We start from the raw sequence: 13,113 nt of genomic DNA on the forward strand, positions 1-13,113 counted from the left end.
TCTCTGGCTACCGATGACACCGATCGACCATCTCTACCAACCACTCGGGTTGCGAATCTAGCTGCCCTATCGGTGAGCTTGAGTCTTGGAGCTGCGATCCTAGTGTCCACGTCACTCCACGACGGGGCGGAACAGTTCCCATCCTTGCACTCCCACCTGCGTTTGTGCCAGATGAGTCTGACGGCACGGCCAAAGCTTTGTAGATCAATCAGCTCTACTAGTGAGCCTCCCTTGGAATAACTCATCCCATTACATACTGGGCATTTTGGTCGTTCGCCTCGACACTCGATATGGACCCGAAGGGGTGTCTTTGAACCTTGGTCACCCAGATCCTCGATGCCAATCAAATTGACATCCATAAGATCGAGCAAGATCTCGGCAATTCGAATAGGATTTTCTTCCACAGGGGCCCTCCAGTGATGAGTTGTTGAACTATCCCATTCTGGCAGAGCCCCTGTGACCCTCCCAAACTCACCCCTGGTGCGTGGCTACACCTGACTAAATTCCCCACTTAAATCCGAAGTCCCGCGTAAGTGATGTCGTAGGCTGGGGACAGACGCCACCTACCGCCTTGGGGCAGCAGGAACGAGAAGTTCTTGGTGTGGTCATCGCAATTGGCAACGGCGACGTTGAAGACCATTCTGCGGAAAGCCTCTGCACGCGCCTCTGGTCCAAGTCTCAATTGCTCGATGTGCAAAAACAACTGAGCGTAATCGTGGGCGCCAATTTGCCGGAAATCCAGGTGCGCCATTGCGCAGAGGGTTTGCACATGCACCTTCTCGCCTCCCGGAACGCGGTCGAAACGACGCGTCATGAAATGCGCCCGTCCGCCCTCTTCCAGCAGGCGGCATTCCATCATTTCAATACCAGCTACAGTAGCCATGAGGTAATAGCCGTATTCGATCCGGCCGAAGTGGCCGGATGCGCCTAGGTCAAGATCGGCACCGACGCCGTCCAGCTTCAAGATCCACTGCTCGAAGCCGGGATCGGCAGGAACCTGACCCGACCTCAACTCTCCCGTCTCGGAATTGAGCGCCACGACAGCCTTAGCCCTCGCACCGCCGGCAGAGGTGCCGACCGCGATTAGGTGCGAGATCGCATCCGTCAACCCGTCCTTGGACGCGATCCGCTCAGAGAGTGCGATGCGAGCGGCCACGACCAGTTCAGACAATTCTATCGCTGTCGCCTTGCGAGTGCGTGGACCCCGCAAGGGACGGAACTCCAGGGCACCGATCCCACGCGTTCCAAGGTACGCCAGCCGGTCCAGCGCGGTGATCTGCCCGGCCGTCAAACCCTCATTCGCCAGGTAGGCGGTCGTCAGAGCGTTGCCGAAGTCGTCCGGTAACGAGTCGGCTACCATCGATGGAAGTCGATGGTAAGTGTTGGGAGACAGCGTCGGGAAGAGGAAAAACTGCGCCGGCCCCGTGGTCGGCATCGTCATAGGTGCCAGCTCAACACCGCTGTTCGCCCACGCTCGCTCGTACTCGAAAACGTAGAACCCCGACCGTTCGTCCAGCGCCACTGCGCCAACACGGGAGCCCCAGCACCGGACCTCTATTACGTCGACCGGCTGGTACGGCATCAGGGGACCCAACTCGGTTGCGGATCGGTCGAGCGCGCCCGGACACGCGTCCGCGGCGAATTCCGCTTGGCCCGCAGCATCTGGATCGGGGATACGGTCACGGGCGGAACCAGTGCTTCGATCCAATCTGTGCGATCCAGGGCCCGAACCACGGCCACCACCGTCTTAAGCGACGACCCTTTGCCACGCTCCAAATTAGAGAGCGCGCCCACCGAGACGTTCGCCAACTCCGCTAGGCGCGTCTGATCGAGGTCGTTCGCGATCCGCATGGCCCTGACCTGCTCGCCGACAAGGGTCTCCCACTCCTCGATCGTACGATAACTACGATTAACTACCATAATCCTCCATATTAGTGATGATCTAGCTCTTTATACATAGAATAGTACATGTTATACAGTTATCTAAAGGTAGTACTAACCACCAGAAACATATGTGTTAGAGCGAAATCAAAATAACACACATAGATTTATCTGTGTTACAAGGGTACAATCTGCAAAGAAGTAGTGATCGTTCCGATAGTCCTGAACCCCCACCTAGTTCGTCCTACTCTTCGAATCCTTTTGAGTTGTACAAAACGCCTTGAACAGCGCTCCCGCGCGTTTAGCCCGGTGTCCAACGTACAACTTTATCGGCTAATCTTCTCCGAACTACATCAACTCTAGAAGACAATTTCACAACTCTGGAATCAACTATTTCGCCTGGTATTTTCGGGCCCAGACTGCAGCTACTTTGCCTTACTTGGCATTAAGTGCGGAACTTAAAATCCAAAAGGGACAAAGATCCAATTATACAATTGCCTCTTAAATCGGCTTGCGCATAAAGGCTGTGCGCGGTGAAACAGGGCGCGTGAGAAGCACTTTCGAGACAGTGACAGTCAAGCCACTTCACGTACTTCCTCAGAATGTCTTTGCTTTGCCGCCATTGCGTGGCTAACCGTGAACCTCCCCGCCCTCACGGACGGGGCTTCTGGCCTCGTCTGTTTGGTTGGAGTTACCTGACATCACTTCCATCACGCCACCGCGACCGACTGGTCTGGTACTAATGAATTGGTACTGGTGGATGAGTTCGCTAGTTTCGGCTTGCTTGTCTGAGATATCTCAGACAAGGCCCGGTTCTGGGCACTACTTCGGGCTCTGGCCTTAGGGCACTGCACCTTTTGGTGTGTCTTGCGTTGATTGAGTGACCAATGTTTTTCAGCTCGAAGATACGTGACTAAGATTGTTGTATCTAGTCCAATTGGAGAGCACTCTGCGTATATCGCCTTCTGGAGAATGTTTATTGCTCCTAGGGCGTCTCGATGACAGCTGAACCCACAGATAGGGCTCTCGCATCGGTAGTGCCGACCTGATGGTCGCTTGCGTCTTAAGCACGCAGGGCAAGTTTGGCTAGAGTATGACTCGTTTAGGGGTTGTATCTCTAAGTTAGTTTTCTCATTGAGGTATTGCTCTTGAGGGCCTCTTGACCACTGGGATAGTTGCTGGCGACCGTGGCGACCCATGGATCGTTTGGCTTTACTATGTTTTTCTATCCCTCTTACGTCACCAACTATGAGTGTGGCGGTGTTGTGGTTAATGACGTGATTGGCCGGCTTTTTGGACACCTGATGGTCAAAGTCACAAAGTGATGATTTTGTCTTCCCTAGGTGTCAAGGGAGTTGACTTTCCTCTTCGCAGTTACCAGTCTTATATACTTCTTTGATCCAGGGCAGGTTTGCACCGGCTGATCTTGTGTTGGCTGATCTTGTGTTGGCTGATCTTGCGCTGGCTGATCTTGCGCTGGCTGATCTTGTGGTGGAGCTTGCCTATGATCTTAGTTTCTTTGGCGCTTGATAGCTCGGGCTTCGCGACCATTAATGATTGTCACATCGATGGTTTTGTCATCTACCCAAGTGGCTAGTGCCATAGGGTTGATGATTTTCTCGTCTATAGCGGTGGTGGCATCTCCACTAGAGGCTTCACGCACCGTCTCATAAGGGATATGGAGTCCGAAATGCTTTGTGGGGGAACCACTTTTGGTCACCCTCATAGTCGGTAGTGTCTTGTGGTGGAGCACCATTAGAGAAAGTGAAGTAGTGAAGTAGTACGGTGAAGAAGTACGGTGAGAAAGTACATAGAAAACCAGAAACTCCCAAGAGGTAAATCAGGGAGACCAAGAAAGGATGGGGTCGCTTGACCCCTCCCTTACCGGAAGGGGTACGGAAGGGGATTGCGCTCCCGTTAGTTCAATCGTCACTGAAGGCAAATGAGAAAGATTGACCAAGATCTCATCACGGACCTAGCCATCTTCGCGAATAGAACCTTCAACGGACATGAGTCTCGCAACCTTGTCCATAAAAGTTTCCAAAGGGTTATATGCGCCCTTACCCTGCTTCTACCACGCACCATGTCAAACAATACGTTAAGTTTCAATTGGGGAGATTTAAATGGAGGTTGCCAAGTCAATGAGAGTCTTGGTATGTAACAAAAAACCAGAACCTACCCATATAGACGTTGGAATTTGGGCGAGAATCGGACCTTACTTCAGATAATTCAACTTACTCAATACCGCTTGATTGCTAAGCCATTTGTCCGGTCTGCACATCGAAATACTTAAAGCTAACGTTCGGCCTAAGAAGAACTAGTTACCCTAAATGTTAGAGCAACTAGACCAGAGACTTTTGAAGGATTCATAACCTGGAATGCAGCTTTTTCCTCAATCCATGAGACCAAAGTGCCGCTTGCATCTATAATCATGGCGACAATTCCATATACACCATCCAACAGCGGAAGGCTTTCAAAATACAGTTCAAAGACTCCGTCGCCGTCAATGTCATATCCCGGCAAATCCAAATCCTTGGTATTGCCAGCAAAGATGGTCTCTCCTTGAGGGGACAAAAATTGAATTGTCAGACTCACATCTCCTATTGGTCTCTGTGTGTGATACGCAACATGAACGTTCAGCGAGTCGTGGGGGGAGATGTGATCATTCTCTTGGCCTACACCGCTAAAGCACTTAAGTGCGGTAACTGTGACCGCCTGTTCGACCACCAATGCAGTAGGATCAATTTGGGCAGTTGAAGATTCGTCACCAATTAATGATCCTCCTACTCCACCACGGCCCAGAGAGTCTCTAAGGGCGGCAATTGCTTCGCTAGGCTCTCCTCGACCAATCAATGATCCGTGGTCCAGGACGTATGCCGATTGACAAACAGTTCGAACCAAATCAGGAGAGTGTGAAACAAAAACAATCGTTCGCCCCTCTCGCTGAAAAAGCTTTATTCTTTCGATACACTTTCTCTGGAAATTCTCATCGCCAACTGCTAAAACCTCGTCGACTAAAAGCACATCGGGATCCACATTCACTGCAACGGCAAACCCCAAGCGGGCGTACATTCCAGAAGAATAGTGCTTCACCTGATTGTCAATAAATTTGCCCAACTCCGAGAATTCGACAATCTCATCAAAACGTCCTTCGACCTCTTTGACCGGAAGGCCTAACAAGGTAGCCGAGAGGAAAATATTGTCACGCCCTGTAAGTTCTTGATGAAAGCCAGCTCCAATCTCTAACATCGCTGAGACCCGACCCTTAATCCTGATCTCACCCTTGGTGGGCTGCAAGATGCCAGCCATAGTCTTGAGTAGGGTTGACTTTCCGGAACCATTGTGCCCTAGCAGGCCAACTGTCGAACCTTCCTCGATATTGAAGGTGACATCCCTAAGTGCGTAAAACTCCTGATATGGATTTTTACCGGCGTGAATTACTCGCTCCTTCAGCGATGTGTACTTCTCCGAATAAAGTCGAAAGATCTTAGTCACACCATCGATCTCAATAGCATTAGCCAAGAGTTACAACTCCTCTGCGAAATTACCTTCCATGCGCCCAAAAACTCGAAGCGCAAGGAAGAATAGGACTACTGAGACTGCGACAACTATTCCAAGTTGTCCGGCATACCAAAGTTCAGAATTAGCGGGCAAGATTGGCACCGGGAGATGATTTGCTCCAAGAGGCGATATCTGTGCATATAGAGTTCGCTGGAAGGTCAATATTATCGCAGTCATTGGATTGACAAAAAACGCCCAAAGTATATTGTGTCGGCCAAGAAGCGTTGCTACCAGATGGTAGGGATACACAATTGGAGTAGCCCAAAACCAAGCCATAAGTACAATCTCCATTAGGTGCTGGGTATCACGATAATAGACATTCAATGCCGACAAAAAGATGGCAATTGCGCTAGTCAAAATAACCAATGCGACAATAGCCACCAAGAGCAACGGCAGAAAGCTTATTGCTGGTGCATCTCTAGCAATCACAAGGGCGATGATCAAAACAATCGATTGCAAAAAGAAAAACACTAGCGCAGAACCAACCGATGCTAGCGGCAATACCTCGCGAGGAAATGAAACTTTTTTGACAATTCCAGCATTGCCAACCACCGATGTGGTCGCACCCATGAGTGCGGCTTGAAAGAAGTTCCAAACCACCAATCCACACAGCAAAAAGATTGCAAATTGTGGAATTCCGCTACCAAGGACTAACTGGAAAACCACATAATAGATAATCAAGGTCAAAGCTGGATTGAGCATTGACCACACAAAGCCAAGAACGCTATTTTTATACTTGACTGAAAGCTCTTTGCGAATCAACGATAACAGCAATGGCCGATATTCCCAAAGGTTTATCAGGCGCTGTCCAATGCCAACATCAGGAGAAACCACATGGAGTTTCTCACGCCCCATGCGGATCGCCACACCATCAGGTTTCTCATCGTGTGAGCTAAATTGTTCGATCAATGCCCTCTCCTAGATTGCGCCTACTTTTGGACGCGCTCGAGTCTGGATACTACTTTGTTGTAAATTTCGCCGACGATGACCGAGTGATTACCTGATCAATAAAGCCGTATTCCTTGGCCGCATCTGCTGTAAACCAACGATCCCGCTCAGAATCCCTTTGAATCGTCTCAAGGGTCTGACCCGTATGCATCGCAATTCTTTCTGCCAACATCTTCTTCATGTATCCGATTTGCTCTGCCTGAATCGCGATATCAGCCGCTTGGCCTTGCATCTGCGCTGAAGGCTGATGCATCATAATTCGCGAATGAGGAAGTGCATAACGCTTGCCTGGAGTTCCCGCGCAAAGCAAAAACTGCCCCATGGAAGCCGCCAGTCCGACACATATTGTAGCTACATCACAATTGATGTACTGCATAGTGTCGTAGATACCTAGACCATCAGTAACCGAACCGCCCGGTGAATTGATATAAAGGGCAATATCCTTCTCGGGATCCTCCGCTTCAAGTAATAAAAGTTGCGCACAAATCGCATTTGCCATTGCTTGATCTACAACACTGCCAAGAAAGATAATTCTTTCTCCCAACAACCGCTGGAAAATATCTGAACCCGACTCCAGTCGTGTTGGATCGCCTGCCATCATAAAACCGCTCACTCCACCACCAAGACCTTGAATGTAATCTGCCATAGCATCCACGCTAATAGTTTGTAAAAGATTTAAACCGAATTTCATGTAACCTGTTCTATCAATAAGCGGTTGATGGATTTTAAATAACAAGATTAAACCCTTCAATCAAAATAGGGATCACGAAATGCTCGATGGCGCTATTGTATAATATCGGTCATTAATTACAAAGTGATCGCAACTTAGCAATGCGGGCGTGGCGAAATAGGCAGACGCGCTAGATTTAGGTTCTAGTGCCGAGAGGCGTGGGAGTTCGAGTCTCCCCGCCCGCACACTGATAATTTATATAAAAATGGTCAATATATAAATCTCCCTAACGCCTATCGTTTCAAATATCAGCCCTACAAGCTAGACCACCCTCCCCAACATATCGACGCTTCACCCCCAAGGTAGTTAGACTTCGGCTACGCTACGAAACAAGCTCGCAGCCCAAACTCTCCTAAATTACAATATCCAACTAAAATTTCATGTGGCCATGAAAGCAAAGACAACCGATCTGCAATTTATCGAAGTAACCACAAACGCCTAAAGTAAGCAGTCAAAACGTCGGTTCCAATCAACAGCAGTTCAAAACCAAAACTGCTGTTGAGACTCCTACGTCATCCGAGTCTGTAGCCCCTCGTATTCAATCGCCCGATAGGGTGAGCCTAAATCTTACTAAATCAGACCAGCCAAATAAACCATTCAAACCCTACTCATGAGAACAGGGGCTCATGGGAACTAATAACAGAGCTAGCAGGAGGAACTGAGCAACACCCAAATTCTGGCCTATGAGAACGAAGTCGAGACCGTACCTTCTACGATATAACGCCTCATCAAAGCCCATAAAGCACAAATAGGAGTCTCTCTAACTTTCACTGACCACTCTCTCAGAAGACGTCGGCGCCCATTTGGGTAATATTTTGAGTGTGGCCGAAAGAGCGTCATTTCAAAGATACAGGCAAAAAGCTATTGCCTTAGACAAACATCAAGTGGTGGCTACATTCCCAGAGGATACAAACGGTCCACTATTTTGAGCCCCCGTGCTGCTAGAGGAACCTTTATCAGAACTGCCAACGCCAAAATGGACACTACCCTTTCCACCTAACACTAAAACTTCCCTAGCCATACCGTTTTGCGAAATAACAGTAGCGTAGGTCTTAGTCTTACCAACCAGAGAAGTTGAAACTTGGGATTCGCTTGAAGATCCAAATCCGGTCGAAGAAGAGATTGCTAAGGTAACCGTCGTTGAATCACGATGCTGAATCGTTATCGACGAAGATGAAATCTTCGTAACGCGGCCACGATCAACCTCGGTAGTGACAACCCCCGTTCCGCTCCTGTATCTCTCCAGCGACGCATGTTCAAGACCCAACAACGGCGAAACCTTTGAAGTTTGCGACGTTGCTTGGCCAGAAGCAGAAGATAAACCTGGCTTTGTCTTGGGTCCTGTGATACGTTCTACGATGCCATTGCTTGAAATCACCGCGACATGCACAGTAATTGAGCCAGAAAGATCTAGGGCCAGCTGACTTTGTGACGTATTTACAAAGTCTGTCGACGAAGTCAAAGTCAAAGTCAATTTCGTCGAATCCGCCCGTGTCAGAGTAAGAGAAGTCGGGCTGATCACATTTAGCACCCCTTTATCGAAAGCGTAATTCACCACACCAGCGCCTTTTGGGTCCACCGTAAAGTCAGCATGATCCACCCCTCGAAGCAGCGCCACATTAGCCTGTCCCCTCGCTATTGGTTTCGCACCTCCGGTCGCTCCCGCTCCATTCGAAGTTCCAACTTTCAACTTATTCGAAGGCGGGACCGAAATTGCTACCTCAGCCGAACTATTGGACGTACTTAGTAGAAAAGAACCGCCAGCCACCGCCCCCGCAGCACCCAATGCCGCCAAAAGCCAAGCAACTTTAACTTTTACCTTCATCAAATCCTCCTCTAAAAAGACCCCTCAAAATCACAAGGCTAAATTTCGTTACCTAATGAGAAGATCTTCATAGGAAGTTATTAGGAAGTTATTAGGAACAAGATCTATTAAAATTGAAAAGAGACTACGTGGTTAGGAATCCACTTATACAACGATATTGAGCCAGTCTGGTAAATCAATTTGGCACCCAGCGTCTGAACCACGGAAAACTTGGTTGGCGAAGACACACCGAGAGTTAGAGAGTTAGGGCTCCCAGATGTAAATACAAAAAAGACGATGGGTGCTTTTATCAATATGGGTGCTGTTGAAAGATCTGAATTGAGATATTGGTGGTCAGCCAAACGACCCAGTAACATTGGATCTCCAATGACCTGAGCGCGGTATGGAATCCTCAGGACCACCTGATCCATCGCCGCTCGATCGATCCCTGACAATGGAAATGCCGGACTCGATAAGGTCGTAAGTGTAAAATAGCCAAAAGAAACGACGATTGAAACTGCAACTACGATCATCACCAGCGACTGCAACCGCCTATTTGCTTTAGAAATTGCCCGAACAGCTCTTACGGTCGAGGCGCAAAATAAGATTGTGGCGCTATAACCTATCGCTGGCTCAATGGCCACGCTGGTATTGGTGAACACCATGGCTCCAACCACGGTAAAGATCAGAGATATCGGCCCTAAAAACCCTAAAATACCTAACATGCCACCCGCAGAGGCGACGTACAAGATTTGAGTAAGATTAGCTCTAAAGATTGAGGCTATACCAGACCAACTAGAAAGCAGCCTTCCAATGCCAGGGACTAATCCCGAATTTCCAAGTACCGCCAAAGAGGGTGCATAGGTCGTAAGAAAATGTGAATAGTTGATTCCAGCGTCAAATCCTCCCATCGTCAGGATCACTAGCCATCCAACGCCAACAGCTCCTTCTACGACTCCCTCAATACGATTTGAGATTCCTAGGGTAAGTGCCCGCGAGACACCAACAACGGCCAAAACAATCGCTCCGAATATACCCGTCAAGCAGCTACCTAGAATGGCTATGGATCGAAGCGGAAGTTTTGTAGCCGATGCTGGGCGAAGCAGAATAATGGCAAAGAAGATTGCGAATACCCATTCGAAGTTGAAGTCACCCAGAATTGCCAGGTAATAAAACGGGTTCATCAAAACGAGCATTAAAACGATGGCTTCGTTTCTAAGCGAAATCTCCTCAGACTTTGACGAGGTGCGAAGAAAATCAACCGAATAGCTCAACGTCAAAAAATTCGTCCCAAAAAGCAAAAGGACATATAAGCCACCAAGTACGAGTGGGCTACGAAAAAACACTCCAATTGCCGAAAGGCCAAAGAATGTAAAGTCGCCGGTCAGTCGCAAAAAGGGCGCGCCACCATAACTAGGACCCAAGTTAAAATGACCCTGGGCAAAGTAAGAAAATGCTTGATAATAAGTTGGGAAAGAAACCCCCAGAGAAGAGGCGCTCACCCGCCTAGAGATGACATAATAAGCCAAGACGCCCTGTAATACCAGGAGTACGCGTCCTAAAACGATCAGACTATCGTTTGACTTTTTGCTCATCTTTTGATTCACTAAAAAGACACTACCTAGCCTCGCTAGCATAAACGACGAATAACTAAATATCTACTCTTATCCGTGACCCATATCTGAGTAAGAGACCTCGATTCTCATAGATAATTTACCGAGAGCGCCAAAAACAGAAAAGAAATTAAACACCGACCAATGACAAGTCAGATCAGAAACCTTTGGCCACTCCATTAAGCCCCGGAAATCGCATTGGATTTAGACCATCAATCACCGAGCCTATAGCTCCTCCTGGCCACATCAAAATGACAATCCTACATAATGGAAGAAAGCACATCTTCTTCAATGATAGCCCCGTCCACCATCCTGAATGAACGCACCTGGGGAGGTTGCATCTTTAGAGATACGATGAGGTAGTGCCAATTCGGATCTGGTGCCAGACGGAGATCGGTAGGCGACGGGAAAGCCTCGGAACTTGTATGAGAGTGATACACTCCGATGATCTCGAACCCCTTAGTTTGCGCATCCCGATCCGCCTTTAAATAGTCGAGTGGATTCAGTTGATATAGGACTTCGGAATTTGCATCATTTCTCGTCCGATAAACTTCATAGACATCATCGTCGACCCCAGATATCAGTCCACATACCTCAATTGGAAAGTGAACCTCCGCATGGTCAATTATGCCATTTATAAGGCCAGATGAAATTTTCAGCACACCAAAAAGGCTAAGCTCTTTTTGATAAAGAAGGTGTCCCAATGAGCAAAAAGAAGTCCTCTGCTGTAGATCGAATATCAGCTGGCACTCGCAATATCGCACAAAACAAACGTGCTCGCCATGAATATGAGATACTCGAGGAGCTTGAGTGCGGGATCGAGCTCAAAGGTTCAGAGGTAAAGTCACTCAGGGAGGGCAAAGCGCAACTCCAGGATGCCTTCGGACGGATCATCACTGGTGAACTTTGGATCTTCCAGATGAATATCGCCAAATATGACTATTCAAATGGGTTCGGTCAATTCGACCCAACTAGACCAAGGAAGTTACTCGCTCATCGAGATGAGATCGATGAGCTCACAGGAAAGTTGCAACAAAAGTCCCTGACGTTAATTCCACTTTCGATGTACTTTCACGGTGGTCACGTAAAATTAAAGATTGGATTAGCTAAGGGTAAAAAGCTCTACGACAAGCGACGAGACCTTGCAGCAAAGGATGCAAAAAGAGATGCGGCGCGAGAGATGGTCTCACTTAGAAAAGGACGCTGACGCACCCTGTGGCCACAAAGTGACTAGCATCTAATTTGTAGTTAATCTACCAATCATGGGGGTGTCAGGCTTCGACTTTGGTGTTTGCGGTATGGGAAGCGAGTCGTGGTCTCCGGAGCCACGTTAAAGAGCCGGAAAAATAAATAAACGCCGAGCCTCAGCTCGCTCTCGCTGCCTAAATAAGCCAGCGACGTCCGACCATTTCGAACTCTTAGGGATGGTATCGGGCGAGATCAAATAGAGGTAAGCTGGTGATCATTCTGGAATCACCGGACAAAAATCAACAGAATAAGGATCAAGTGATACGCATCCGGTAACTTGATTTCGAACAAATACAGGGTGCTGCACTCGGAGAAGTCATACTAAGGAACTGAAGGACGCGGGTTCAATTCCCGCCACCTCCACTATCGGTTGCACCACTAGTTGCAGGAAAATATAACCTGAAACTAGTGGTGACACCAAGACAAAGACGGACAAAACGACAATCGGCGGCAAACCGCAGAGCGCAGAGCGCAGACGCATTTTGCATTCGAAATCCGCTAAAATAGATCTCCGATCGCAACAATAAAAACCTATTAGGACCATTTGAAGCGAAAATGCCAATTCGATCTAGGTACACGACGTCCTTCCACACAAAAGCACTAACCGACCAGACTCTAAACCTACGGATCGCTGGGACTAATACAATTGATCCCACGCAACTGCTAACCTTAGCTACACTGTGAACCTCCCCGCCCTTACGGACGGGGCTTCTGGCTCCGCCGTTTGGTTGGGGTTACCAAGCATCGCTCCCGTCACGCCACCACGACCAACTGGTCTGGTACCGATGAATCGGTACTGGTGGATGAGTTTGCTAGCTTCGGCTTGCTAATCTGAGTTGCCTCAGACAAGGCCCGGTTCTGGGCACTACTTCGGGCTCTGGCCTTGCGGCACTGCACCTTGGGGTGTGCTTCACGTTGATCAAGTGACCAGCGCTCGACAGCCCGGAGATACGTGACTCGGACTTTTATGTCCGGTCCAATTGGAGTGTATTCCCCGCATAACGCCTTCTGGAGGATATTGATCGCTCCTACAGCGTCTCGATGACAAGTAAAACCACAAATAGGGTTCTTGCATCGGTAGTATCGACCTGATGGTCGATTGCGTGTCAAGCACGCTGGACAGGTCTTGGTTGAACCTGATTCGTTCAGGAAATCTAGGTCTAATCCGGTCTTGTCTTTGAGGTAGCGTTCCTGTCGACCCCTTGACCACTGGGAGAGTTGTTGACGACCGTGGCGGCCCATGCGCCGCTTGGACTTGGTCTCCTTCTCAATACCCCTCACGTCACCAACTATAACTCTGGCGGTGTTGTGGCTAATGACGTGATTGG

The 13,113-nt window shown here is 48.7% G+C and carries 13 protein-coding genes, 1 tRNA gene and 1 other RNA gene; 3 read left to right on the forward strand and 12 right to left on the reverse strand.

Going from position 1 to position 13,113, the window contains the following annotated elements; genetic code table 11:
• From AXFE_RS08350 to AXFE_RS08380, 8 genes are all read right to left on the reverse strand, one after another.
• On the reverse strand, positions 1-404 hold a 404-nt coding region (locus tag AXFE_RS08350; RefSeq protein ID WP_160291788.1), incomplete at its 3' end, for a transposase family protein.
• Between the two features lie 107 nt (positions 405-511).
• Positions 512-1,582 (reverse strand): type II toxin-antitoxin system HipA family toxin, encoded by a 1,071-nt coding sequence (locus tag AXFE_RS08355; protein ID WP_052605432.1) that lies wholly within the window; start codon positions 1,580-1,582, stop codon positions 512-514.
• The gene (locus AXFE_RS21420; protein WP_052605433.1) at positions 1,582-1,920 is read right to left on the reverse strand and encodes a helix-turn-helix transcriptional regulator; all 339 of its coding nucleotides are present in this window, start codon (positions 1,918-1,920) and stop codon (positions 1,582-1,584) included. The genes AXFE_RS08355 and AXFE_RS21420 overlap by 1 nt, the downstream gene beginning before the upstream one ends.
• A gap of 671 nt (positions 1,921-2,591) precedes the next feature.
• The gene (locus tag AXFE_RS21425) at positions 2,592-3,080 is read right to left on the reverse strand and encodes a zinc ribbon domain-containing protein (protein WP_082058591.1); all 489 of its coding nucleotides are present in this window, start codon (positions 3,078-3,080) and stop codon (positions 2,592-2,594) included.
• Between the two features lie 311 nt (positions 3,081-3,391).
• Entirely contained in the window at positions 3,392-3,601 is a 210-nt protein-coding gene (locus AXFE_RS08365; RefSeq protein WP_152625964.1) for a hypothetical protein, read from the reverse strand.
• Between the two features lie 587 nt (positions 3,602-4,188).
• The gene (locus AXFE_RS08370) at positions 4,189-5,403 is read right to left on the reverse strand and encodes an ABC transporter ATP-binding protein (RefSeq protein WP_052605435.1); all 1,215 of its coding nucleotides are present in this window, start codon (positions 5,401-5,403) and stop codon (positions 4,189-4,191) included.
• A 3-nt stretch (positions 5,404-5,406) separates the two neighbouring features.
• Complete coding sequence (locus AXFE_RS08375) at positions 5,407-6,351, reverse strand: ABC transporter permease (RefSeq protein WP_052605436.1); 945 nt, start codon at positions 6,349-6,351, stop codon at positions 5,407-5,409.
• Between the two features lie 49 nt (positions 6,352-6,400).
• On the reverse strand, positions 6,401-6,991 hold the full coding sequence (locus AXFE_RS08380) for an ATP-dependent Clp protease proteolytic subunit (protein ID WP_052605443.1): 591 nt from the start codon (positions 6,989-6,991) through the stop codon (positions 6,401-6,403).
• A 232-nt stretch (positions 6,992-7,223) separates the two neighbouring features.
• Here AXFE_RS08380 and AXFE_RS08385 point away from each other — a divergent pair.
• Positions 7,224-7,305: transfer RNA gene (locus AXFE_RS08385), tRNA-Leu, on the forward strand.
• Between the two features lie 695 nt (positions 7,306-8,000).
• Here the strand turns inward: AXFE_RS08385 and AXFE_RS08390 are convergent.
• The 3 genes from AXFE_RS08390 to AXFE_RS08400 all read right to left on the reverse strand — a co-directional run bounded on the left by AXFE_RS08390 (position 8,001) and on the right by AXFE_RS08400 (position 11,241).
• Positions 8,001-8,945 carry a hypothetical protein gene (locus tag AXFE_RS08390; protein ID WP_052605437.1) on the reverse strand — a complete coding sequence of 315 codons (945 nt, stop codon included), beginning with the start codon at positions 8,943-8,945 and terminating at the stop codon, positions 8,001-8,003.
• A 107-nt stretch (positions 8,946-9,052) separates the two neighbouring features.
• Positions 9,053-10,519: a hypothetical protein gene (locus tag AXFE_RS08395; protein WP_152625965.1), complete on the reverse strand. Its 1,467-nt coding sequence runs from the start codon at positions 10,517-10,519 to the stop codon at positions 9,053-9,055.
• Between the two features lie 278 nt (positions 10,520-10,797).
• The gene (locus AXFE_RS08400) at positions 10,798-11,241 is read right to left on the reverse strand and encodes a M67 family metallopeptidase (protein WP_052605439.1); all 444 of its coding nucleotides are present in this window, start codon (positions 11,239-11,241) and stop codon (positions 10,798-10,800) included.
• Between AXFE_RS08400 and smpB the strand changes: the two genes are divergently transcribed.
• Both smpB and ssrA read left to right on the forward strand, forming a co-directional pair.
• Positions 11,241-11,744, forward strand: a complete 504-nt coding sequence (gene smpB / locus AXFE_RS08405) for an SsrA-binding protein SmpB (protein ID WP_052605440.1) — start codon at positions 11,241-11,243, stop codon at positions 11,742-11,744. The genes AXFE_RS08400 and smpB overlap by 1 nt on opposite strands.
• A 57-nt stretch (positions 11,745-11,801) precedes the next feature.
• Positions 11,802-12,151, forward strand: a transfer-messenger RNA (tmRNA) gene (gene ssrA / locus AXFE_RS18430).
• Between the two features lie 387 nt (positions 12,152-12,538).
• Here ssrA and AXFE_RS08415 read toward each other — a convergent pair.
• On the reverse strand, positions 12,539-13,113 hold a 575-nt coding region (locus AXFE_RS08415; RefSeq protein WP_152625966.1), incomplete at its 5' end, for a zinc ribbon domain-containing protein.

Source organism: Acidithrix ferrooxidans (assembly GCF_000949295.1).
Taxonomy (GTDB): domain Bacteria; phylum Actinomycetota; class Acidimicrobiia; order Acidimicrobiales; family Acidimicrobiaceae; genus Acidithrix; species Acidithrix ferrooxidans.

Excerpts from the sequence above, each read along its gene's own strand:
- AXFE_RS08355 (WP_052605432.1), bottom strand. The coding sequence starts at position 1,582 with ATGCCGTACCAGCCGGTCGACGTAATAGAGGTCCGGTGCTGGGGCTCC.
- AXFE_RS21420 (WP_052605433.1), bottom strand. The coding sequence starts at position 1,920 with ATGGTAGTTAATCGTAGTTATCGTACGATCGAGGAGTGGGAGACCCTT.
- AXFE_RS21425 (WP_082058591.1), bottom strand. The coding sequence starts at position 3,080 with ATGGGTCGCCACGGTCGCCAGCAACTATCCCAGTGGTCAAGAGGCCCT.
- AXFE_RS08380 (WP_052605443.1), bottom strand. The coding sequence starts at position 6,991 with ATGATGGCAGGCGATCCAACACGACTGGAGTCGGGTTCAGATATTTTC.
- AXFE_RS08390 (WP_052605437.1), bottom strand. The coding sequence starts at position 8,945 with ATGAAGGTAAAAGTTAAAGTTGCTTGGCTTTTGGCGGCATTGGGTGCT.
- AXFE_RS08395 (WP_152625965.1), bottom strand. The coding sequence starts at position 10,519 with ATGAGCAAAAAGTCAAACGATAGTCTGATCGTTTTAGGACGCGTACTC.
- smpB (WP_052605440.1), top strand. The coding sequence starts at position 11,241 with ATGAGCAAAAAGAAGTCCTCTGCTGTAGATCGAATATCAGCTGGCACT.